At 68.5% G+C, this 20726-nt stretch carries 18 protein-coding genes; 5 read left to right on the plus strand and 13 right to left on the minus strand.

Annotated features, from left to right (window positions below):
• Window positions 1-9 precede the first annotated feature (9 nt).
• The 4 genes from AC1RRS_RS04950 to AC1RRS_RS04965 all read right to left on the minus strand — a co-directional run bounded on the left by AC1RRS_RS04950 (window position 10) and on the right by AC1RRS_RS04965 (window position 4048).
• Window positions 10-2490 (minus strand): TonB-dependent receptor, encoded by a 2481-nt coding sequence (locus AC1RRS_RS04950; RefSeq protein WP_492854175.1) that lies wholly within the window; start codon window positions 2488-2490, stop codon window positions 10-12.
• Between the two features lie 279 nt (window positions 2491-2769).
• A complete protein-coding gene (locus AC1RRS_RS04955) occupies window positions 2770-2868 on the minus strand; it encodes a hypothetical protein (protein ID WP_233245198.1) in 99 nt (32 codons plus the stop codon).
• A gap of 248 nt (window positions 2869-3116) precedes the next feature.
• Window positions 3117-3536, minus strand: coding sequence for a PaaI family thioesterase (locus AC1RRS_RS04960; protein ID WP_110118957.1), 420 nt, complete (start codon window positions 3534-3536; stop codon window positions 3117-3119).
• Window positions 3533-4048: a PaaI family thioesterase gene (locus AC1RRS_RS04965; RefSeq protein WP_492854176.1), complete on the minus strand. Its 516-nt coding sequence runs from the start codon at window positions 4046-4048 to the stop codon at window positions 3533-3535. The genes AC1RRS_RS04960 and AC1RRS_RS04965 overlap by 4 nt, the downstream gene beginning before the upstream one ends.
• Window positions 4049-4091: 43 nt before the next feature.
• Here AC1RRS_RS04965 and AC1RRS_RS04970 point away from each other — a divergent pair, with 43 nt between their 5' ends.
• Complete coding sequence (locus tag AC1RRS_RS04970; RefSeq protein WP_492854177.1) at window positions 4092-5123, plus strand: ligase-associated DNA damage response exonuclease; 1032 nt, start codon at window positions 4092-4094, stop codon at window positions 5121-5123.
• 10 nt (window positions 5124-5133) lie between these two features.
• Here AC1RRS_RS04970 and AC1RRS_RS04975 read toward each other — a convergent pair whose 3' ends face one another.
• On the minus strand, window positions 5134-6114 hold the full coding sequence (locus tag AC1RRS_RS04975; RefSeq protein WP_492854178.1) for a DUF2167 domain-containing protein: 981 nt from the start codon (window positions 6112-6114) through the stop codon (window positions 5134-5136).
• A 72-nt stretch (window positions 6115-6186) separates the two neighbouring features.
• Here AC1RRS_RS04975 and AC1RRS_RS04980 point away from each other — a divergent pair, with 72 nt between their 5' ends.
• Entirely contained in the window at window positions 6187-6900 is a 714-nt protein-coding gene (locus tag AC1RRS_RS04980) for a hypothetical protein (RefSeq protein WP_492854179.1), read from the plus strand.
• A 3-nt stretch (window positions 6901-6903) separates the two neighbouring features.
• Here AC1RRS_RS04980 and AC1RRS_RS04985 read toward each other — a convergent pair whose 3' ends face one another.
• Window positions 6904-7320, minus strand: coding sequence for a PaaI family thioesterase (locus AC1RRS_RS04985; protein WP_492854180.1), 417 nt, complete (start codon window positions 7318-7320; stop codon window positions 6904-6906).
• Between the two features lie 106 nt (window positions 7321-7426).
• Here AC1RRS_RS04985 and AC1RRS_RS04990 point away from each other — a divergent pair, with 106 nt between their 5' ends.
• On the plus strand, window positions 7427-9031 hold the full coding sequence (locus AC1RRS_RS04990; RefSeq protein WP_492854181.1) for a cisplatin damage response ATP-dependent DNA ligase: 1605 nt from the start codon (window positions 7427-7429) through the stop codon (window positions 9029-9031).
• Between the two features lie 50 nt (window positions 9032-9081).
• Complete coding sequence (locus AC1RRS_RS04995) at window positions 9082-10827, plus strand: ATP-binding protein (RefSeq protein WP_492854182.1); 1746 nt, start codon at window positions 9082-9084, stop codon at window positions 10825-10827.
• 12 nt (window positions 10828-10839) lie between these two features.
• Here AC1RRS_RS04995 and AC1RRS_RS05000 read toward each other — a convergent pair whose 3' ends face one another.
• From AC1RRS_RS05000 to AC1RRS_RS05020, 5 genes are all read right to left on the minus strand, one after another.
• A complete protein-coding gene (locus AC1RRS_RS05000; protein WP_492854455.1) occupies window positions 10840-12057 on the minus strand; it encodes a multidrug effflux MFS transporter in 1218 nt (405 codons plus the stop codon).
• A gap of 167 nt (window positions 12058-12224) precedes the next feature.
• On the minus strand, window positions 12225-13109 hold the full coding sequence (locus AC1RRS_RS05005; RefSeq protein WP_492854183.1) for a hypothetical protein: 885 nt from the start codon (window positions 13107-13109) through the stop codon (window positions 12225-12227).
• Complete coding sequence (locus AC1RRS_RS05010) at window positions 13109-13888, minus strand: hypothetical protein (RefSeq protein WP_492854184.1); 780 nt, start codon at window positions 13886-13888, stop codon at window positions 13109-13111. The genes AC1RRS_RS05005 and AC1RRS_RS05010 overlap by 1 nt, the downstream gene beginning before the upstream one ends.
• A gap of 99 nt (window positions 13889-13987) precedes the next feature.
• Window positions 13988-15673 (minus strand): hypothetical protein, encoded by a 1686-nt coding sequence (locus AC1RRS_RS05015; RefSeq protein ID WP_492854185.1) that lies wholly within the window; start codon window positions 15671-15673, stop codon window positions 13988-13990.
• 195 nt (window positions 15674-15868) lie between these two features.
• Complete coding sequence (locus AC1RRS_RS05020; protein WP_492854186.1) at window positions 15869-17029, minus strand: DegT/DnrJ/EryC1/StrS family aminotransferase; 1161 nt, start codon at window positions 17027-17029, stop codon at window positions 15869-15871.
• Between the two features lie 313 nt (window positions 17030-17342).
• Between AC1RRS_RS05020 and AC1RRS_RS05025 the strand changes: the two genes are divergently transcribed.
• Entirely contained in the window at window positions 17343-18326 is a 984-nt protein-coding gene (locus AC1RRS_RS05025) for a mechanosensitive ion channel family protein (protein ID WP_110118947.1), read from the plus strand.
• On the opposite strand, the gene AC1RRS_RS05030 is transcribed toward AC1RRS_RS05025, so the two are convergent.
• Together AC1RRS_RS05030 and AC1RRS_RS05035 are read right to left on the minus strand one after the other, a co-directional pair.
• The gene (locus AC1RRS_RS05030; protein WP_492854187.1) at window positions 18253-19428 is read right to left on the minus strand and encodes a trans-sulfuration enzyme family protein; all 1176 of its coding nucleotides are present in this window, start codon (window positions 19426-19428) and stop codon (window positions 18253-18255) included. The genes AC1RRS_RS05025 and AC1RRS_RS05030 overlap by 74 nt on opposite strands.
• 162 nt (window positions 19429-19590) lie before the next feature.
• Window positions 19591-20532, minus strand: coding sequence for a right-handed parallel beta-helix repeat-containing protein (locus AC1RRS_RS05035; RefSeq protein WP_492854188.1), 942 nt, complete (start codon window positions 20530-20532; stop codon window positions 19591-19593).
• Between the last annotated feature and the right edge of the window lie 194 nt (window positions 20533-20726).

The raw sequence follows: 20726 nt of genomic DNA on the forward strand, positions 1-20726 counted from the left end.
TCAGAAGGCTTAGAAGGCCGTCTTGAGGCTGAGGATGGCCGAGCGCGGGGCGCCGACATAGGCGTAGGTGCGCCCGTAGCCGGCCGCGCCGTAGGTGGCGCTGGTCTGCGTGCCGGCCAGGTTGCCGTAGTAGAACTCGTCGAAGATGTTGTTCACGTTCAGCTGGATGTACGACTTCTTCCAGCCGTCGCCGCCCAGGTCGTAGCGGATGTCGGCGTCGAACACCGTGTAGCTGCTGACCTTCTGGTCGTTGACGTCGGTCATGTAGCGATCGCCGACGAACTTGCCCTGGAAGCCGACCTGGAACTTGCCGAAGTCGTAGGTCAGGCGGCCGCCGAAGGTCCACTTCGGGGTCTCGACCACCTGCTTGCCGGCCGTCTGGGCGTAGCCCAGGGTGCTGCTGACATAGAGGTTGTCCTGCAGCTGGGCGTCCGTGTAGGCGACCGAGGCGTAGGCCGTCATCTTGTCGTCGACCTTCCACTCCACCTGGCCGTCGAAGCCGTTGATCTCGACGTCGCCGACGTTGCGGTCGATGTAGGTCGAGGTGTCGTTCGGGTCGATGGTGGTGACGATCCGGTTCTGGATCGCGGTGTGGTAGATGCTGGCGCTGGCCATCACCGCCGGGATGCGGAAGCGGTAGCCCAGCTCGATCGTCTGGCCGGTTTCCGGATCGGCGCTGCCCAGGGCGCCCGTCGTGGTCAGGGCGTACAGGTTGTCGACCTTCGGCGCCGACATCTGCTCCGAATAGCTGGCGTAGACGGTGTGGGCGTCGGCCAGCCTGTACGACAGGCCGATGTTCGGCAGCACCGCGTCATAGCTCTTCGAGGCCGAGAACGGCGAGAAGTAGGTCGTGCCGTTGACCACCACCTTGGAGGCCACCGCGCCGTCGGCCTTGGTCGAGGTCGAGGTCGGGCTCAGCGTGGTGCAGTAGGCGGTCGAGGACGAGCCGGCCAGCGAGTAGCAGAACTGGTTCAGTTCGCGCTCGAGGGTCGGGGCGCGCACGCCGATGTTGGCGATCAGGCGCTCGTCGAGGAATTCGCCGCGGTATTCGACGCTGAACTGCTTGAAGGTGGCCACCGAGGCGCGGTTGCGCTTCTGCACCACTTCGCCGTCGCCGTTCAGGATGGCCGTGCCGTAGCCGTCCTTGCCGCCGAACACGTCGTCGGGATTGCCGCTGCTGTCGAGCAGGCTGTACTCGCCGGTCTGGCGGGTGTGGGCCTCGTCCCAGGCGTAGGAGAAGCGGACGCGGTGGTGATCGGCGACGTCCCACACCAGCGAGCTGTTGACGTCATAGCGGCGGGTGTTGGTGTTGCTGGGCGAATAGACCGTGACCGTGTCCAGCGTGTCGCCATCGCCGTTCAGGTCGACGCCGCTGGAGGCGTTGCTCTTCAGGACGACGTTGGTCTCGGAGAGGTTGGTCGCGCCGCCGCCGTTGGCGAGGGTGTAGTTGAACGACGGGTCGATCGTCAGTTTCAGGTTGTCGAGCAGGGTGAAGCGCGACTGGCCGCGGATCGTGCCCGTGTTCGACGGGTTGATCTTGATCCCGTAGTAGCTGGTGTTGGCGGTGGCGGCGGTGTCCTTGGTCCCGGCGGTCGACGAGACGGCGGTGTAGGCCGTCGGATAGTCGTAGTCCGCGCCATAGACGGCGACGTCGGCGGGCAGCGAGGTGGTCGAGGTCGTGCCGCCCAGATTGGACAGATAGTCGCCGTAGTAGCTGTTGTTGCGGTTCTCGTTGTAGTTCACCGACAGGGCCACGAAGTCGCCCGGCTTGACCAGGTCCTGCTCGATGCGGGCGTTGAACTGCTTCTTCTCGAGGTCGCCGGCGCCCCTGAACTTGTCGTACTTCTGGTAGCTCAGCGAAGCCCAGGCGCGGGTGCCCAGCGGGCCGAACTCGCCGGTCTGCACCAGGCCGAAGACGCGGCGGTAGTTGTCGGTGCCGACGCCCGCCTTCATCACCACGCCGGCGTCCTTGGTCGCCTTCAGGGTGGTGTAGTTGATGACGCCGGCGGTCGACGAGGCCGTCACGGAGTCGGCGTCGGTCGAGCCGGTGTTGACGTTGGCCTGCGAGATGACCTCGGGGTCCATCTGCTGGTTCGAATAGATCGCGTAGTTGCCGCCGTCGTTCAGCGGCACGCCGTCGAGCAGGAAGCCGATGTGGGCGCCGTCCTGGCCGTGCAGGCGGATCGTGCCGCCCGACGAGCCGTACGGGTCGCTGTTCGAGAACACGACGCCGGGCACCAGGTTCAGCGACTGCAGGATGGTCTGGCCGTCGGCCTGACGCGACAGGAACTCGTTGGTGATCGTGTACTTCGCCTTCGGCGCCGTCTCGGCGACCATGGCGCCGTCGATGGTCTTGGGGCCGTTGGAGGCGGTGACGACGACGGCGTCGAGTTCCGTGGTGGCGGTGGATTGGGCGTAGGCGCCGGCGGCCGAAAGCAGGCCGCTGAACAGCGCCGTCGTGGCCAGACAGGCCAGCTTGGTCTTGTTCATCTCTAAGATTATCCCCTTGCCCGCGGCAACTTTTGCGAAGTGCAAAGTAAGTCCTTGCGGGATCGAGACTTTTAGAGACCGTAATTCAATGTTTGATGACGATATTCGAGCGAATATGGGGTCGAAAACCGGCGATATTGCTGCATAGATGATGCAAAAGAAACGGTTCGATATTTGCAGAAATAGGTAAGTATCAGTTTATTTCGAATCTATTCTATGGCGCTGAATATTGCGCCATGCCCCGCCGGGTTTGTGCCGGCGGAGCTACGCGGCGCTCACTCAGAAGCTCGGCGACAGCGAGCCGGCGACGATGACGAGCGGCAGGACGGCGAGCACCAGGCTGGCCAGCGAAGCGAAGGCGTTGTTCGAGAAGGTCATTGTTCTGATCCCTGAGTTTGTTTCCCGGCGCGATGTCCGCGTCCGGTGAAAAGGGGTATAGGCCGGGCGAGGGATGAACACCCGTTACCTATGCGTCATGACGCCGTTTTAAGAAACTATCTCGCGTGTAATGTGCATTACACGGGATTAATGTCGGCGCTAATTGGCAATTACCTGGATGATTATTGCTATCTTGGCTGGCGGCGACGTGGCGCCGTCTTGCGCCGCGCCGCCGCCTGGAGGGCAGATCAGTCCTCGGCCCCGGTCAGCAGGAAGTGGCCGCGCAGGGCCGCGATCGGGGCGGCGCGTTGTTCCTGCCAGGCCTCGACATGGACGTTGGCGATCCGCCGGCCGACCTTCTTGATCTGGGCGCGGGCGTAGGTCGTCAGCGGCCGGCCCGAGCGCAGGTACTCGATCGAGACGTCGATGGTGCGCGGCTGGCGTTTCAGGGTCTCGGCGATCGACAGCTGGGCCAGGGCGGTCATCTCCATGAACGCCCCCAGCACCCCGCCGTGGATGGCCGGCAGCATCGGGTTGCCGACGATGTCGGGCGAGAACGGCAGGATGGCGGTCATCTCGTCGCCGGCCAGTTCGGCGGTCATGCCGATGAACTTGGCGTAGGGGATGGCGCCGAGAACGGCGACCAGGCGGCTTTGAGCTTCGCTCATTGGCCGTCCTCCTTCTTGCTGGAGCCCTGCTTGCTCGAACCGGGCGGCTTGAGGTTGGCGCCCGCCTTCTTGCCGGCGCTGGAGTCGAGCATGAAGGCGGCCTGGGCGGCGGCGATCGGATCTTCCGGATCGGTCTCGTAGGCCACGGCCCGGACGAAGGCGACCGAACGGGTCAGCTTGTAGCAGTGGGCGCGGGCCAGGATGTCCTTCCCCGGCTCGGCCGGCCGCATGTAGTCGATGCGCAGGTCCAGGGTGGCGATCGAGGTCCAGGTGCTCATGGCCGCGTGCACCGCTTGCCCCGAAGCGTGGTCGAGCAGGGTGGTCACCACCCCGCCGGCGATCACCCCGGTCTCCGGGTCGCCGACCAGCTCGGTGCGATAGGGGACCTTCAGCACGGCGACGCCGTCGCCGATGTCGAGGGTGGTGAAGCCCAGGGCCTTGGCCTGGGGGCTGCCTTCGTTCATCGCCTTGGCGATGAGGCGGTGCTGCTCGTTCAGATCCGTCTCGCTCATGCCGCTCTCTAGTCTTGGAGGGATAGGCTTACAGGATCGCGCGTTGTCTTATCCAGCCGTGATCAAGCCGCAGGATCTTCTCTGTCCGAAGCCCGCCGGGCTCTACTGCCCGCCCGGCGACTTCTATATCGACCCGGTCCGCCCCGTGGACCGGGCGGTGATCACCCATGGCCATTCCGATCACGCTCGCGCCGGCCACGGCATGGTGGCGGCGACGCCGGAGACCCTGGCGATCATGGCCGAACGCTATGGCGAGGACTTCACCGGCCAGCGCCAGGCGGTTCCCTACGGCGAAAGCTTCACCCACAACGGCGTCGAGGTGAGCCTCGTCCCGGCCGGCCACGTGCTGGGCTCGGCCCAGGCGGTGGTGCGCTGGAAGGGCCTGACCATCGTCGTTTCCGGCGACTACAAGCGCCGCCGCGATCCCACCTGCGCGCGGTTCGAACCCGTGCCGTGCGACATCTTCGTCACCGAGGCCACCTTCGGCCTGCCGGTCTTCCGCCATCCCGACGACAAGGGCGAGATCGCCGCCCTGCTGAAATCGGTCGAGCAGTTTCCCGAGCGCGCCCACATCGTCGGCGCCTACGCCCTGGGCAAGGCTCAGCGGGTGATCAGCCTGCTGCGCGAGGCCGGCTGGGACCGGACGATCCATGTGCACGGCGCCATGGAGCGGCTGAACCGGCTCTACGAGGCCCACGGCGTCGATCTTGGCCCCCTGGCGCCGGCGACCACCGAGCGCGGCAAGACGGGCGACTTCGCGGGAAGCATCATCGTCGCTCCGCCCTCGGCCCTGGCCGACCGCTGGAGCCGGCGCTTTCCCGATCCGGTCGACTGTTTCGCCAGCGGCTGGATGCGGGTGCGCGCCCGCGCCCGGCAACGCGGCGTGGAGCTGCCGCTGATCATCTCCGACCACGCCGACTGGGACGAGCTGACCGACACTCTTTCCGAGCTGCGGCCCGGCGAGGTGTGGATCACCCACGGCCGCGAGGAGGCCCTGGAGCGCTGGTGCGCCCTGGAGGGCATCCCCGCCCGCGCCCTGCGCCTCGTCGGCTATGACGAGGACGACGGGGAATAGGGCGCCGGGATCAGGAGATCAGGTCGGGACCCGGCGGCGTGGCGTCGCTCTTGGCCTTCTTGCCGCCGCCGCCGAACTTGTTGCGGAACCAGGTCACGAGGCCGCCGAAAGCGGCGATGATCAGCACGATCCCCTTCTTGCCGAAGGCGATCAGCAGGGCCAGCAGGCCGAATTTCTTGGCCGCGGCCACGCCCGCGCCGGCGGCGATCAGGCCGGCGACGCCGAACTCGGCGACCTTGTCCTCACCCTGCTTGAAGTCGACATAGCGCGAGCCCTGGTCGAACTGGGCGGTGGCGGCGATGCGGCCGGCCATGGCGTGCAGCTCGGGCAGGGCCTCCGGCGCGGCCACGGCGTTGAGGCTGATGACGCCCTTCCGGCCCAGCACGCGGATGTCGTAGTTCAGAGAGTGGGCCTCGCCGCCACCGATCTCCAGGTCGCGGGCCCAGATCAGCACGTGCTTGCCGGCGTCGTAGCTCGGTCGCTCGGCCCAGCCGTTCAGGTGGATGGTCTTGTAGCCGGCCTTCTCGCGCGAGGCGTTCTCCTCGTCTTCGCCCTGGCGCAGATCGACCAGCAGCTTGTCGTAGTCGGTGGTCTTGGCGTCCTCGTCCGCGACATAGCCGACGTCCTGATAGGTGACGATGACGCCCCAGGACTCGTCGTCCAGCGGCTTGAAACGGGCCGGCAGGATCATGCCCAGCACGCCGTCGGCCACGTCCGGCGGGTTGCCCCAGCCCTCGGTCAGCACGCGGCGGGCGGCGGCGGCGTCGAGGAAGTAGAAGTCCGGACCCAGGTCCAGCGAGGCCTTGCCTTCGCTCAGCGCCACCTTGCCGGTGCGACGCGGCAGGCTGTCCTGCCAGCTGATGTCCGGCTTGCCTGCGACGACCTCGGGGTCGGCGGCCAGGGCGGTCGTGGGCAGGACGATCGCCGGCAGCAGGGCGGCGGGCAGGGCGACCGAGGCGACGGCCGCGGCGGTGGTCGTGAAATGACGCATGAATTGTTCCCCCGAACGTACTAGCGCTTAGCTATAGCTGGGCCGCGGGCGTCGGCAAGGGGGAGGGGGACCATGGCGAAGGGCATGATGCGGCTGGAAGCCGGCGAGGTGGTCACGACGCTGGATCACCTGCACGCGCGGATCTCCGAACGGTTTCCGGCCTCCGGCCTGTCGCGGGTGTGCGCGCGGCTGACGGCGACGGCGCGGGAGACGGCCAGGCGCGCGCGGCGGCTGTCGCGACCCTATCTGGCCCTGCGTCTGCCGGTGGCGGCGATCGTCCTGGCGGCCCTGGCCCTGCCGACCTGGCTGATCGTCCGGACGGACTGGCTGGCCGGCCTGCGCGGGACCGACGTGCTGCACGCCGCCGAGGGCCTGGAGCCGGCGGTGAACCTGGCCCTGCTGTCGGCCGGCGCGGTGTGGTTCCTGCTGTCGCTGGAGGCCCGCTGGAAGCGCGCCCGCGTGCACAAGGCGCTGCACGAGCTGCGCTCTTTCGCCCACGTGGTCGACATGCACCAGCTGACCAAGGACCCGACCCTGGTGATGGGGCCGCGCACGGCCTCCTCGCCGGCCCGCGAGATGAGCCGCTTCGAGCTGGCCCGCTATCTCGACTACTGCGCCGAGATGCAGGCCCTGACCGCCAAGCTGGCCGCCCTCTACGCCGGCGAGAACGACGACCCGGCGATCCTGGCGGCCGTCAACGACATCGAGACCCTGACCTCCGACCTCGGCCGCAAGATCTGGCAGAAGATCATGATCCTGGGTCAGCTCGACGAGGCGAAGGCCTGAGGCTCACACCACCTTGAACGTGCCCCGCGCCCTCGCCACCGGCCTGCCGTCGGCGAGGACCGTGGCCTCGGCGTAGCAGAGGCTCTTGCCGGGCTTGATGAAGTCGGTGTCGAACGCCAGCCATTGGCCAAGGCTCGGCGCGGCCAGATAGTCGACCCCCAGCGAGACGGTGACGAAGCCGTTGAAGGCCAGGCCCTCGCGGCGCATCCGAACGCCGCACGACAGGCCCATGGCGTTGTCGGCCAGGGCGGCGATCAGACCCCCGTGCGGCCCGCCGCGCGAATTGGCGTGGACCTCGCGCGCCTCCAGTCCCAGCACCCAGCGGTCGTCGCGGATGTCGGCATAGATCGGCTCCCAAGGCGCGGTCAGGGGGCTGGCGCGGGTGTGTGGGACGAAGGGGTCGGGCGGCTGGAACGTCATGGTCGTCTCCGAGGCCAGGCTCTCCATTGGAGTTAAACGAATGTTTGAATTGCGTGCAAGCCGCGCCATGGCTTGAACCTGCGTCCGGGCGCGACATTCTCTTTCCATGCGCGCCTTCGCCCACCTTCTCGACCGCCTGTCGCTGACGGCCTCGCGCAACGCCAAGCTGACCCTGATCGAGGACTTCCTGCGCGGGACCGCCGATCCCGATCGCGGCTACGCCCTGGCGGCCCTGACCGGGGCGCTGTCGTTCGACGCCGCCAAGCCGGCCTTCATCCGCAAGGCCGTCGAGGCGCGGATGGACGCCCAGCTGTTCGCCTGGTCCTACGACTATGTCGGGGATCTCGCCGAGACCGTCGCCCTGGTCTGGCCCGAGCGGCCTGGCGCCAATCGTGAGCCGGAACTCTCGGAGGTGGTCGAGGCGCTGAAGGCGACCTCTCGCGCCCAGGCTCAACAACTGATCGAGGGCTGGCTCGACGCGCTGGACGCCGACGGCCGCTGGGCGCTGCTCAAGCTGATGACCGGCGGGCTGCGGGTGGGGGTGTCGTCGCGCCTGGCCAAGCAGGCCTGCGCCAATCTCGGCGGGGTGCCGATCGGCGATATCGAGGAGGTCTGGCACGCGATCGAGCCGCCCTATGGCGACCTCTTCGCCTGGCTGGAGGGACGCTCTGAACGGCCTTCACCCGACGCCCCGGGACGTTTCCGGCCCGTGATGCTGGCCCAGGCCATCGACGAGGCGGTGGATTTCGAGAAGCTCAAGGCCGCCGACTACGCCGCCGAGTGGAAGTGGGACGGCATCCGCGTCCAGGCGGTCAGCGAGCGCGGCGAGCGGCGGCTCTACACCCGCACCGGCGACGACATCTCGGCGACCTTCCCCGATGTGCTCGACGCGCTGGACTTCGAGGGGGCTCTCGACGGCGAACTGCTGGTCATGCGGGGCGGCGCGATCGCCAGCTTCGGCGACCTGCAGCAGCGGCTGAACCGCAAGACCGTCGACGCCAAGCTGATGGCCGCCTATCCGGCCGGGATCCGCGCCTACGACCTGCTGCTCGACGGCGAGGAGGATCTTCGGGCCCTGCCGTTCGTCGAGCGCCGCCAGCGCCTGGAGGCCTTCGTCGGCGGGCTGAAGACGTCGCGGATCGATCTTTCTCCGCTCCAGCCCTTCGAGACCTGGGAGGAACTGGCCGCTCTGCGCGCCGATCCCCCGGCCGGCGATCCGGCCATCGCCGAGGGCCTGATGCTCAAGCGCTGGGACAGTTCCTACGAGCCCGGCCGCCCCAAGGGGCCGTGGTTCAAGTGGAAGCGCGACCCGCATCTGGTCGACGCGGTGCTGATGTACGCCCAGCGCGGCCACGGCAAGCGGTCGAGCTTCTATTCCGACTACACCTTCGGCGTCTGGCGCGAGGACGAGACCGGCGAGCGCAAGCTGACCCCGGTGGGCAAGGCCTATTTCGGCTTCACCGACGAGGAGCTGAAACTGATCGACAAGTTCGTGCGCGATCACACGATCGAACGGTTCGGGCCGGTGCGCTCGGTGCGCGCCGATCTCGAGTTCGGCCTGGTGTTCGAGGTGGCGTTCGAGGGGCTGCAACGCTCGACCCGCCACAAGTCGGGCGTGGCCATGCGCTTTCCCCGCATCAACCGCATCCGCTGGGACAAGCCGGCCCGGGAAGCGGACGAATTGACCACTCTTGAGCGGATGTTGGACTGACGGGTCCAGGATTCACCGATCCTTCGCCTATCGGGGATAGGCGGGGGATCATGGTGAAGTTTCTAGACTCGCTTCTGCCCCACCTGCCGGCCAATGCCGACGAGCGCTACAGGCAGATCGTCATCCGCCTGGGCCTGACGGGCCTGCTCAGCTGGGCCCTGCATCTGGCCGGGCATGGGAGTCTGATCCCGGCCTGGCTGGGCGTCAGCGCCCTGGTCCAGGGGCTGGAGTTCGTCGCCGTCCGGCCCTTCGCCAAGGGTCGCTTCCCGACCCGCAACATCCGCTTCCACGCGGCCCTGGCCATGGTCGCCATGGCGGTGATGGCGCTCGCCCACGCCGCGGTGGTGACGCTGATCTGGACCAACGGGGCCATGCCGCTGGTGGTGATCAGCCTGCTGGTGCTGGCGGGCGGCATGCTCAACAACGTCGCCTCGGGCGTCGATTGCCGGCCGATGTTCTATACCGGCGCCATCCCCTACGCCGTCAGCCTGGCGGCCATGCCGTTCTGGTTCTGGGGCGGCCAGCCGCACGGCATGATCCTGATCCTGGCGGTGACGGCGGTGTTCTTCCTGCTGGTCGTCCACGCCATCTGGAGCCGCGTGCACCAGGCCCGCCGCGCCGTGATGGCCGCCCGCGAGGAGGCCGACCGCCGCCGCATCCAGGCCGAGGACGCGGTGGCCGACCGCGCCGCCATGGCCGCCATCGTCAGCCACGAGCTGCGCACGCCGCTGTCGGCGATCCTGGCCGGGGCGCATCTGATCCGCGCCGGGGTCAATCCGGCCCAGACCGGCGTCACCGCCGACCTGATCGTCGACGCCGGCCAGCTGATGACCGGCCTGCTGACCGACATGCTCGACCAGGCCAAGATCGAGGCCCGGGCCATGAGCCTGGAGGCGCGCGACTTCGACCTGCTGGCGGCGATCCGCGACGCCACCCGCTTTTGGACCGCCGGCGCCAAGGCCAAGGGCCTGACCCTGCGCGAGCCGCCCGCCGAACAGCCCGCCGTCTGGGTGCGGGGCGACCCGTTCCGCCTGCGCCAGATCCTCAACAACCTGCTTTCCAACGCCGTGAAGTTCACCGAGGAGGGGGCCATCACCCTGCGCCTGCTGGCGGCTCCGGCCGACGAGGGCTGGGTGAAGGTCGAGATCGAGGTGCAGGACAACGGCGCAGGCATCGCTCCGGACGCCATGGAGCGGCTGTTCACGCCCTACACCCAGGCCTCGCTGGAAACGGCCCGCACCTATGGCGGCACCGGCCTTGGGCTGACCGTCAGCCGGCAGCTGGCGCGGCTGATGGGCGGCGAGCTCGACGCGCGTCCGGGCGAGCAGAAGGGCGCGATCTTCCGCCTGACCCTGGCCCTGCCTCAGGGCGCCGAGGAGACCAAGGTCGCCGCCGCCAACGACCAGGGCGCGGCCCCGCCGGAGGTCACGGCCCTGCGGGTGCTGGCGGTCGACGACCACGAGGTGAACCGCCGCACCCTGGCCCTGGTGCTGGAGCCGCTGGGCGTGGTGCTGACCACGGCGCCGGACGGGCTGGAGGCGCTGAAGCGGCTGGAGGCCGAGCCCTTCGACGTGGTGCTGATGGACGTCAACATGCCGGGCCTCGACGGCCGCGAGGCCACGCGCCGCCTGCGGGCCGGCGACAGCGCCAATCGCGACGTGCCGGTGATCGGCTTCAGCGCCGGCGTCGCCGACGAGGAGGTCCAGGCCTGCCGCGCCGCGGGCATGACCGACTGGCTGGCCAAGCCGCTCGACATCGGACGCTTGTATGAGGCGTTGGAGCGCGCGCGGGGCTAGGGGGCGGGTCGGCTAGTGGGTCATGTCCGGCGCGCCGCCGCCGGGACCGGTCTGGAACAGCCTGCCCTTCTCGGTGACCAGCACGACCAGCAGGCCGGCCAGGCCGAAGCCGAAGAAGCCCAGTGTCAGCGGACCGACCGTGCCGTCGAAAAGCTGGCCGATCATGAAGCCGCCCAGCGCCCCGCCGATGGTGGTGATGAACCCCTGGATCGAGGCCGCCGCGCCGGCGATGTGGCCCAGCGGCTCCATGGCCACCGCGCCGAAGTTCGACATCACCAGGCCAAAGCAGAACATCATCGACCCCTGCAGCAGGGCGAAGGTCCAGACCGTCTCGTGGCCGGTATGGGCGACGATCGCGTGGATCCCGGCGAAGGCGATGAAGCCCAGCAGCGCGCCGTGCGAAACCTTGCGCATGCCCAGCCGCTCGACGATGCGGGCGTTGACCAGCGAGGCCACGGCGATGCCGCCGGCGATCCCGGCGAAGATCAGGGTGAACCACTCGCCCGCCCCCAGGGCGTCGACGAACACCTGCTGGGCCGAGTTGATGAAGCCGAACAGGCCGGCCAGCACCAGGGTGGCGGCGATCGTGTAGCCGATGGCCGTCCGCTCGGTCAGGGCCTGGCGGAAGGCCGACAGAATGGCCTTGGCCGAGATCGGCGTGCGGTCCTCCGGGTGCAGGGTCTCGGGCAGCTTCAGGGCCGTCCAGGCGATCACCGCGCCGCCGAACAGCGCCATGACGCCGAAGATCCAGCGCCAGGGCGCGACCAGCACGATGGCCTGGCCGATCGAGGGGGCCAGGATCGGCACGGCCAGGAAGACGATGAACGACAGCGACATGACCTGGGCCATGCGACGGCCCGAATAGCAGTCGCGGACGATGGAGACGGCCAGCACCCGGGTGGCGGCCGCGCCGACGCCGGTCAGGGCCCGGGCGACCAGCAGCATCTCGAACGAAGTGGTCAGGGCGCAGGCCAGGCTGAACAGCACGTAGAGCGTCAGGCCGGCCAGCAGCACGGGCTTGCGGCCGTAGCGGTCGGCCAGCGAACCGTAGGCGATCTGGGCGACGCCGAAGCCCAGCAGGTAGGCGGTGATCACCCACTGGCGCTCGTTTTCGCCGGTCAGGCCCAGGCTGGCGCTGATCTGCGGCAGGGCCGGCAGCATGGAGTCGATGGCCAGGGCGTTGGTGGCCATCATCGCCGCGATCAGGGCGACGAACTGGACGAAGCCCATGCCCGGATGCGGCGAGGTTTGGCCCGAAGTTCGGGGGGCAGTGGCGGCGGTGGTGTCCCGGGGCATGACGCGATCTCTTCGGCCGTGAACGCGCGAGGCGCCGGCCGGCGCGAAACGCAACGCCCGGCATATAGGCCGCCTGGCGATGCGCGCCAATGGAGAGAGCGCTAGCGCGCCATCTGGAACTGGATGCTCACCGTCTGGCCCTCGCCGACCCGCGAGGCGCCCTCCTGCGACTGGCCGAGGCTGGCGACGCGCAGCAGGGGCTGCGACGCAGCCTGGCCCGGAGGTCCGTTGCGCAGGGCGGCGAGCACCGGCTGGGCGCCGGTCAGGGCCTGGTGGAAGGCCGCTGAACGCGCCAGGGCCAGGGCCGCGGCCTGCTGGCCCTCGGCGGTGAAGGCGTCGAGATTGGTTTGGCTGACCACGTTGACGAGGGCCAGCTTGGCCTCGCCCTCGGGGCAGGCGGTCGAACTGGCGCCGCCATAGGCCAGGCAGGGCAGGCGCCTGGCGAGCGAGGCGGCGACCTCGCCGGCGATCTTGCGGCCGCCGGCCGACAGGTTGGCCGTGCCCGGCTCGAACAGCGCGTCGGCCGAGAACGACAGGGCGTCGCCGCTGGTGTCGCCCGCCAGGGGCGCGCCGGCGTCGCGCAGGTCGGCGTCGAGAAAGCCCATCAGCGTGCGCTGGGCGTCGTCGGCGGCCACGGTGTTCGCCGCGCCCTGGGCCGGCGGGGCGTAGGAGAAGCAGCGACGGTCGCTTCCGGTCCCGCCGATCAGGCTTTCGGGTACGCACAGCACACGGGCCTTGTCGTCGACCTCGACGGTGGCCTCATGCGGGGTCAGGGCCGTGGCGGTCTGCAGCAGGGCGGCGGTCTGCGGATGCTTGGCCTCGGTCAGCGCCTTGGTCGACTGCCGATACTGCAGAGCGAAGTAGCTGAGCATGATGATGAAGATGAAGATCACCCCCACCATCATGTCGGTCATCGAGACGTAGTAGCTTTCGCCCTCTTCGAGGTCGGGCGTGCGGCGCCGGCGGGCGCGGGCCAGGCCCGCCATCAGGCCAGGCTCGATTCAGCGGGAACGGCGGCGGGGCGCGTCGCGGCGCCGGCGGTCAGGGCGGCCTCGATCCGCGACAGCACGGCCAATTGCTCCAGCATGACCTTCTCGGGCGGGGCGAAGCGGACGCAGCCGTCCAGCTGGGCGAAGAAATGGGCTTCCAGCGCCTCGATCGCCTTGCGCCGGCGGCGCGCGGCCAAGCGCAGGACGATCGAGCCCAGAACGCCGGCGATCGAGGTCCAGAACTTGGTCGCCGCCACGGCCAGCAGGTTCATCAGCGCCGCCTGCATGCCGGCGCCGCCCTGGCGCTGCATGGCGTCGACCGCCTCGGTCAGGGCCGCGACGATGCCCATGAAGGTGATGACCAGGCCGATGGCGACCAGCAGATTGGCCCACCATTCGAGGGTGCGGGCTGGGCCGTCGGCATGCTCGAAGGCGTCGATGGCGTGGATCGGCGCGGCCAGCCGCCCGTCGCCCGTTTCCGCCAACTGGCCGCGATAGGACGCCCAGCCGAGTTCCAGCGTCGGGTGGGCCGAGGCGCTCAGGCGCTTGTCGATCGCCGGGAAGGCGTCGGCGAAGGCCTTCTGGAGGTCCGCCCCGCGCAGCTCCGACAGCAGGTCGCTGCGGCGTCGCAGGTCGTCCTTCAGCGGCGCGTATTCGAAATGGCCCGACTGGAAGATCAGGCCGATCGCCAGCGCCAGGATCGCCCCGGCCATGATCAGGGCGGCGCTGGGCGCGCTGAAGACCGAGACGACGAAGCTCGTGACGGGATCGTGCATCTGGTCTCTCGCGCAATCGGAAGCCGCGGGTAGTACGGCGGTGCGGCGCCAATGCGGCGCAGCTCGACGGTGACGGCGGGCCTCAGGCCTCTGGTGGCCTCAAGCCTTTGGTGGAACGGGCTGCGCCGGGCCGTCTTCGGGCGCCGGGCGGGGCGCCTGGAGGGCTTCAACTCCCATGTGCTCGATCTGGTTCCTCAGGGCGTGCAACTGCTGCAGCGCCGCGGCGGTCTCGCCCCGGGCGATGCCGATCTGCTGGCGGCTGTAGTCGGCGTCGTTGGCCAGGGCGGCCAGATTGACCCGGGTCTTGATCAGCTCCTGCTCGCGGTCGGCCATGCCCTGCTGCACCTGGATGCGCTTTTGGCGTTCTTCCGCGAGCTGGGCCTTCAGCATGGCGATCGTCGCCTGGGCGGCGATCGGCAGGCCGTCGGTCGGCGTGTGCATGAAGTCGACGGGGCGGCGCAGCAGCCAGAGCTTGACCAGGTCCTCGCGCGAGATGGCGCTGGGACCGGCGTCCTGCCGCTTGGCGCGGATGATCGCCTTGCCCAGCAGGCGGTCGCGGTCGGTGCCCAGGGCGTCGGCCAAGGCGTGGGCCTCGTCGGCGTGCTCTTCGGAGGTCACCTCGAAGATCGTCCTGACGATCTCGACCTCGGAGAAGCCGAGGTTGGCCAGCAGGGTGTCGATATAGGGCAGGCTGTAATAGGAGAGCTTGCGGCCGCTGGTGTTGAGGCCCCACAGCGTCCTTACCGACACCGGCGCGTGCAGGATGGGGGCGGTGAAGACCAGCTGCCCGCCCGGCTTGAGCACCAGGGCCGCGTGGATCAGCTCCATCTCGGCCGCGATGCTGATTTCCAGCGAGTCGCAGAACACCAGGGCGTCCAGCGTCGGCTCGCTCGACTTCAGGAAGGTCTCCAGCGGCTGGGCGACCACCTCGCCGGCCAGGCGGCCCAGCAGCGGCGTCGAGGTCGCCGCGTCGGCGCTGTTGACGAAGGTCACCGGCGAGCAGCCGTGATCGACCGCGAGATAGGCGAAATAGGGATCGCTTTCGCTGACCACGGCGCAGGTCGCGCCAGGCGCCAGGCCTTCGACAGCCTGGGTGAGAGCCCACTGGGTGGCGCGTTCGTGCCCCTTGCTGGCGATGACGCCGCCGTCGTCCAGGTGATAGTCGAAGCGCGGCTGGACCAGGTCGAACTGCAGGGCCTTGTCGCAGGCGCCGTCGTCGGCGCGGGCGCGGATCAGCGGCCAGACGGGTTCGACGCTGTCGGCGACGAACTTCTCGGGCACGCCCTGGTAGTCGAAGCGCTCGCAGAACGCGCTTTCTGCCGCCATCACCTGTTCGAGCAGGGCCGCCGGCGCCTTGGCGGCCACGCGCAGCTTGGGAATGGCCGACTCGTTGATCGGCGGCGTGGCGAGCAGGGCGGGGTCGAAGGCCTCGCCGGCATGGTTCAGCGCCTGGCCCAGATCGCTCGACAGGCTTTCGGTGCGGCCCACGAACGAGCAGTGGTCCACATAGGGCGCCATGGCGTGGCTGCAGGGGCCTTTGGGGAAGGTCGCCAGCATGCGCTCGACGAAGGTGGGGAAGTGGTCGGAAGCGGCGGCGCCGACGCCCGACTGACCCCATCCGAATTCCATTTCATGCAGCCAGAGCGACGCCAGCCAGCTGACCGGATGGCGCACGAAGCAGAACGACGCGGGCCTGGGCGAGAGCGCGCCGCCGGCGTTGGCTTGGGCGGGCGTCAGGTGAAGAGGGTAGAGGCGATCCTGGATCAGGCCCGCACGCCAAAGCACGTGCGAAACCCAATGGCCGCCCGTCCGGCCGATGTGGAAGAAAACTGAATTCGGAAGGACTACCGACAACGCTCATACGCTCCGTTTACTCTACCGGAGCTTTGCTATAGCGCCGGCGTCAAACTGGAGCTTAAATCTGCGTGTAGGTGCGCGCAACCTTGACTTCAAAAAGTGGGCGCGACGCGAGTAGCTCTCCTAGCCGTTGAAACCGCGGATCGCCTCGATGATCACGGCCTGGTCGGCCTCGGCCAGATACGGATGCATCGGGAGGGCCAGAACCGTTTCGGCCTTGGCCTCGGTCACCGGCAGGCCGCCCTCGCCGCGCGGGAAGGCGGCGTACGGGGCCTGCACGTGCATCGGCACCGGATAGTAGACGGCGGTCGGCACGCCCTTGGTCTTCAGGTGGGCGGCCAGGCCGTCGCGGTTCTCGTGCTCGATGACGTACTGGGCCCAGACCGAGACGCCGCCGTCGATGACGGCCGGCGTCGCCAGCACCGAGCCCTTCAGGCCCTCGGCGTAGCGCTCGGCCACGACCTGACGCAGGTCGATCTCTTCCTGGAAGATGGCCAGTTTCTCGATCAGGATCGCGGCCTGGATGGTGTCCAGACGCGAATTCATGCCGATGCGGGTGTTGAGGTACTTGGGGTCGTGGTCGAAGGTCTTGCCTTCGAGGTCCGGACCGACCGCCTTGCCGTGCACGCGGTAGCTGTCCATCAGGTCCCACAGCACCGGATCGTTGGTCAGCACCGCCCCGCCGTCGCCGTAGCAGCCGAGCGGCTTGGCCGGGAAGAAGCTGGTGGTGGCCACATCGGCCCAGTGCAGCGGGTGCTTGCCGTCCAGGGTGCAGCCGAAGCCCTGGGCGCTGTCGGAGATCAATTTGAGACCTTCCCGGTCGCAGATCGCCTTGATGGTCGGATAGTCGGCCGGCTGGCCGAACAGGTCGACGGCGATGACCACCTTGGGGGTCAGCTCGCCCTTGGCCTTCACGCCGGCGATGGCGGCTTCCAGCTTGGCGGGATCGAGGTTGAAGGTGTCCGGGAGCACGTCGACGAACACCGGCGTGGCGCCGACCCACGGCACGACTTCCGGCGTCGCGGCGAAGGTGAAGGACGGGCAGAACACGGCGTCGCCCGCGCCCACGCCCCAGGCCATCAGCGGCAGGGCGATGGCGTCGGTGCCGTTGGCGCAGGACAGGGCGAGCTTTGCCTGGCCGAACGCGGCCAGCTGGCTCTCGAACTCGCGCACCTGCGGGCCCATGACATAGGCGCCGCTGTCCAGCACCTTGGCGATGGCGACATCGATCTTGTCGCGGATCCGGCGCTGCTGCGCGGCGAGGTCGATGAAGGGCATGCTCATGGGCGGGCTCTTAGAGGCGGGGCGGCTCGGTTTCGAGCCAATTGATGTAACCGACTGTTTCTCGGCTGTCTGTCCTGGGATCCTTCTCCCCTTGCGGGAGAAGGTGGCGGCCAAAGGCCGACGGATGAGGGGTCTCTCAGACACCGGACGCTTCACCCGGCCTCACCGTCTTTGCGGCGGAAGGCTCCGAGAGACCCCTCACCCGACCTCGCTGCGCGAGGCCACCCTCTCCCGCAAGGGGAGAGGGGCTATTGGAACGAACCTTCACCGCGCTTCGTTGACCGGCCGGCGCGGGGGCGCCATCGAGAGATCCATGAGCAAGCCCAGTACCGTACCCGCCGACCTCAACCTTCCGTCCATCGCCAACATCAAGGCCGACGAGACCATGTTCGGGCATTTCCTCGACTGGCTGGGCAAGGTGGCCGTCAATCTGGTCGTGGCCGCTCTCATCCTGTTCGTCACCTTCTGGGCGGCCGGCTGGCTGGCCGGGATGGCGAAGCGGGCTTTGAGCCGGGTGCATCGCACCAATCCCGACCCGACGCTGGAGAGCTTCGTCTCGTCGCTGGTGCGCTACGCGGTGGTCGCCATCGGCCTGGTGGCGGTGCTGCAGCAACTGGGCGTGCAGGCGACCTCGATCATCGCCGTGCTGGGCGCGGCCTCGCTGGCCATCGGCCTGGCCTTGCAGGGCGCGCTGTCGAACGTGGCGGCCGGGGTGATGATCCTGCTGTTCCGTCCCTATCGCGTCGGGGACGTCATCGAGACGGCCACCCGCCAGGGCACGGTCAAGTCGCTGGACCTGCTGTTCACCGAGATCGCCACGCCCGACAACGTCAAGGTGATGATCCCCAACAGCAAGGTGTTCGGCGACGTCATCCTCAACTACTCGACCCACCGCAACCGCCGCGCCGACGTGCTGTTCAAGGTGCCGCTGAAGACCGACCTGGTGGTCGTGCTGCAGAAGATGCGCGAGCGGGCCGAGAGCGATCCCAGGGTGCGCAAGGATCCCGCGCCGATGATCGAGGTCGTCGACCTCTCCGAAGTGTTCGCCCAGGCCGCCATCCGCGTCTGGACGGCCAAGGAGGACTTCGGACCGGTCAAGACCGACCTGATGCTGGCCGCCCACCTGTGGGCCGAGGATCCGACGCGGATCCTGCCTCCCCCGCGTCCGTCCAAGGCCCCGGACCCGTCGCCGGCCATGCCCGGCGACAAGGACCATCACCTGTTCAAGCTGAAAGCGCCGAGGAGAGGTCGGAAATCAGATCCGAGCAGTCCTCGATCCCCACCGAAAGCCGGATGAGGGTGTCGCTGATCCCCAGCGCCTTGCGCTGATCGGCCGGGATCGAGGCGTGGGTCATGATCGCCGGATGCTCGATCAGGCTCTCTACCCCGCCCAGGCTCTCGGCGAGCGTGAACAGGCGCGTGCGCTCCAGCATCCGCCGGGCCGTCGCCTCGTCGCCTTTGAGCTCCACCGAGATGATCCCGCCGTAGCCGCCATGCATCTGCCGGCGGGCCAGGGCGTGCTGGGGGTGGCTCTCCAGGCCCGGATAGATCACCCGCTCGATGTCCTTGCGGGTGGAGAGCCACTGGGCGATCTCCAGGGCGCTGTCGCAGGCGCGCTGCATGCGCAGCGCCAGGGTCTTGACCCCGCGCAGGGCCAGGAAGCTGTCGAACGGCCCCAGCACCGCGCCGACGGCGTTCTGCAGGAACTTCAGCTTGTCGATCAGTTCGGGGTTGTCGCCGACCACGGCCACGCCCGCGACCACGTCGGAGTGGCCGTTCAGGTACTTGGTGGCCGAGTGCATGACGATGTCGAAACCCAGCTCCAGCGGCCGCTGGACGTAGGGCGACGCGAAAGTGTTGTCGGCCACGGTGATCAGGCCGCGGCGCTTGGCCAGGGCCGCGATGGCCTCCAGGTCGGCCAGGCGCAGCATCGGGTTGGTGGGCGTCTCGACCCAGATCATCTTCGTCTCGGGCCGGATCGCCGCCTCTATGGCCGAGACGTCGGCCATGTCGACGAAGCTGAACGACAGGCCGGCCGAGCGCTTGCGAACCCGCTCGAACAGCCGGAACGAGCCGCCGTAGAGGTCGTCGCTGGCGATCACGTGGGCGCCGCTGTCGAGGATCTCCAGGATCGTCGAGGCCGCCGCCAGGCCCGAGGCGAAGGCGAAGCCGGCGCTCCCGCTCTCCAGGTCGGCGATCGACCGCTCGAAGGCGAAGCGGGTGGGGTTCTGGCTGCGGCTGTACTCGAAGCCCTTGTGCTCGCCCGGGCTCGACTGGACGTAGGTCGAGGTGGCGTAGATCGGCACCATGACGGCGCCGGTGCTGGGATCGGGGAACTGGCCGCCATGGATCGTGCGGGTGGCGAAGGCCAGGCGGTTCTTGCCGGGAATGTCGGTCATGCGCGCTCGTTGTCCGGACGATGAAACTGGCGGCGTCTGCCGCGACGTCGCGCAAGGTCTATCGTCGTTACGCCAGAACATGAACCCCGTTCTGGCGCCCCCTTCTGGCGAACGCGCGTGCGGCCGGGCGCACCCCCGGGGAGGGGGCGGCCCGGCGCATCGTCAACGCGGCGCGATGGGCGTCGGGTTCGGTCCGTTGGCGGCGTTGTAGTCGAGCTGGTTGTTGCCGTACGAGGTGATCGTCCCGGTGCCGACGAACAGGCCGGTGGCGTTGCCGAACACCTGGCTGCCGGCCAGCGTCACCAGGCCGCCGTCCGAATGGACGCCGGTGGCGTTGAAGCCGATCGTGGAGCCGGCCACCTCGAGGGTGGTGTTGGCGCCGACGATGCGCACCGCCGCCCGGGTGTTGTGCGACAGGTTGCTGTTGCGGAGCACCGCCTGGACCTTGCCGCTGGTGCCGCTGCTGTCGGCCCGGAAGCCGGCGCCGTTGCCGGTGATCTGGCTGTGATCGACCGACACCGCCACCGAGGTCGCGCCGGTGGGGACGATCAGCACGCCGGTGCCGGTGGTCGCGCCGCCGTTGCCCGAGATCTGCGTGTTGACGATCGCCAACTGCAGCGAGTTCGTGCCGGGCGCGGCGTAGACGCCGACGCCGCCGTTGGCGCCCGCGCGGAAGTCGTGGATCAGGCTGTTGCGGATCGTCACGTTGGCGGCCGATAGGATGTTGACGCCATTGACGCCGGTGCCGACGCCCTCGATCTCGAGGCCGCTCAGCAGGACGATGTCGGTCGCCGCGGCGTTGACGTTGATGCCGCTGGTGCCCGAGACGAGCACGCCGGCCTCCAGGCCGTCGCAGATGATCGAGATCGACTTGGTGATCGTGACGCCGCCGAAGCCGCCGGGGTCGATGCAGTTGATCTCGCCGCCGGCGGCGGTCTTGGAGATTGCGCCCGCGAAGGTCTTGCAGGGGGCGGTTCGACTACAGGGATTGACGTCGTCGCCGACCCCCGAGACCCAGGTGCGGGTGGCTTGAGCGCTCGCGATCTGCGGCGCCGCGGCGATCCCCAGCGTGATCGCGGCCAAGAACAAGGCGAAGTTTTTCATTTGCGTTCCTAGCTCCTGAAGGCGCCAGTAAACGGCGGGCGCCACGCACTAACTCAACCGAAGCTAGCACGGGGAAAGCGCGCGCGCAGCAGCGTTGATAAGCTTAAGCATTTGTATCGATTCAATTTTAAATGGATCCAATAACGTCGTTATGCATTGCGTGAGCGCGACCTGTCATTCAGGTGCGCGAGGGG

The organism is Caulobacter sp. GW821-FHT12A07 (assembly GCF_058807655.1).

What these genes read in the sequence shown, in the direction of transcription:
- AC1RRS_RS04950 (WP_492854175.1), bottom strand. Translation starts at nt 2,490, where the DNA reads ATGAACAAGACCAAGCTGGCCTGTCTGGCCACGACGGCGCTGTTCAGC.
- AC1RRS_RS04955 (WP_233245198.1), bottom strand. Translation starts at nt 2,868, where the DNA reads ATGACCTTCTCGAACAACGCCTTCGCTTCGCTGGCCAGCCTGGTGCTC.
- AC1RRS_RS04960 (WP_110118957.1), bottom strand. Translation starts at nt 3,536, where the DNA reads ATGAGCGAAGCTCAAAGCCGCCTGGTCGCCGTTCTCGGCGCCATCCCC.
- AC1RRS_RS04965 (WP_492854176.1), bottom strand. Translation starts at nt 4,048, where the DNA reads ATGAGCGAGACGGATCTGAACGAGCAGCACCGCCTCATCGCCAAGGCG.
- AC1RRS_RS04975 (WP_492854178.1), bottom strand. Translation starts at nt 6,114, where the DNA reads ATGCGTCATTTCACGACCACCGCCGCGGCCGTCGCCTCGGTCGCCCTG.
- AC1RRS_RS04980 (WP_492854179.1), top strand. Translation starts at nt 6,187, where the DNA reads ATGGCGAAGGGCATGATGCGGCTGGAAGCCGGCGAGGTGGTCACGACG.
- AC1RRS_RS04985 (WP_492854180.1), bottom strand. Translation starts at nt 7,320, where the DNA reads ATGACGTTCCAGCCGCCCGACCCCTTCGTCCCACACACCCGCGCCAGC.
- AC1RRS_RS04990 (WP_492854181.1), top strand. Translation starts at nt 7,427, where the DNA reads ATGCGCGCCTTCGCCCACCTTCTCGACCGCCTGTCGCTGACGGCCTCG.
- AC1RRS_RS04995 (WP_492854182.1), top strand. Translation starts at nt 9,082, where the DNA reads ATGGTGAAGTTTCTAGACTCGCTTCTGCCCCACCTGCCGGCCAATGCC.
- AC1RRS_RS05000 (WP_492854455.1), bottom strand. Translation starts at nt 12,057, where the DNA reads ATGGGCTTCGTCCAGTTCGTCGCCCTGATCGCGGCGATGATGGCCACC.
- AC1RRS_RS05005 (WP_492854183.1), bottom strand. Translation starts at nt 13,109, where the DNA reads ATGGCGGGCCTGGCCCGCGCCCGCCGGCGCCGCACGCCCGACCTCGAA.
- AC1RRS_RS05010 (WP_492854184.1), bottom strand. Translation starts at nt 13,888, where the DNA reads ATGCACGATCCCGTCACGAGCTTCGTCGTCTCGGTCTTCAGCGCGCCC.
- AC1RRS_RS05020 (WP_492854186.1), bottom strand. Translation starts at nt 17,029, where the DNA reads ATGAGCATGCCCTTCATCGACCTCGCCGCGCAGCAGCGCCGGATCCGC.
- AC1RRS_RS05025 (WP_110118947.1), top strand. Translation starts at nt 17,343, where the DNA reads ATGAGCAAGCCCAGTACCGTACCCGCCGACCTCAACCTTCCGTCCATC.
- AC1RRS_RS05030 (WP_492854187.1), bottom strand. Translation starts at nt 19,428, where the DNA reads ATGACCGACATTCCCGGCAAGAACCGCCTGGCCTTCGCCACCCGCACG.
- AC1RRS_RS05035 (WP_492854188.1), bottom strand. Translation starts at nt 20,532, where the DNA reads ATGAAAAACTTCGCCTTGTTCTTGGCCGCGATCACGCTGGGGATCGCC.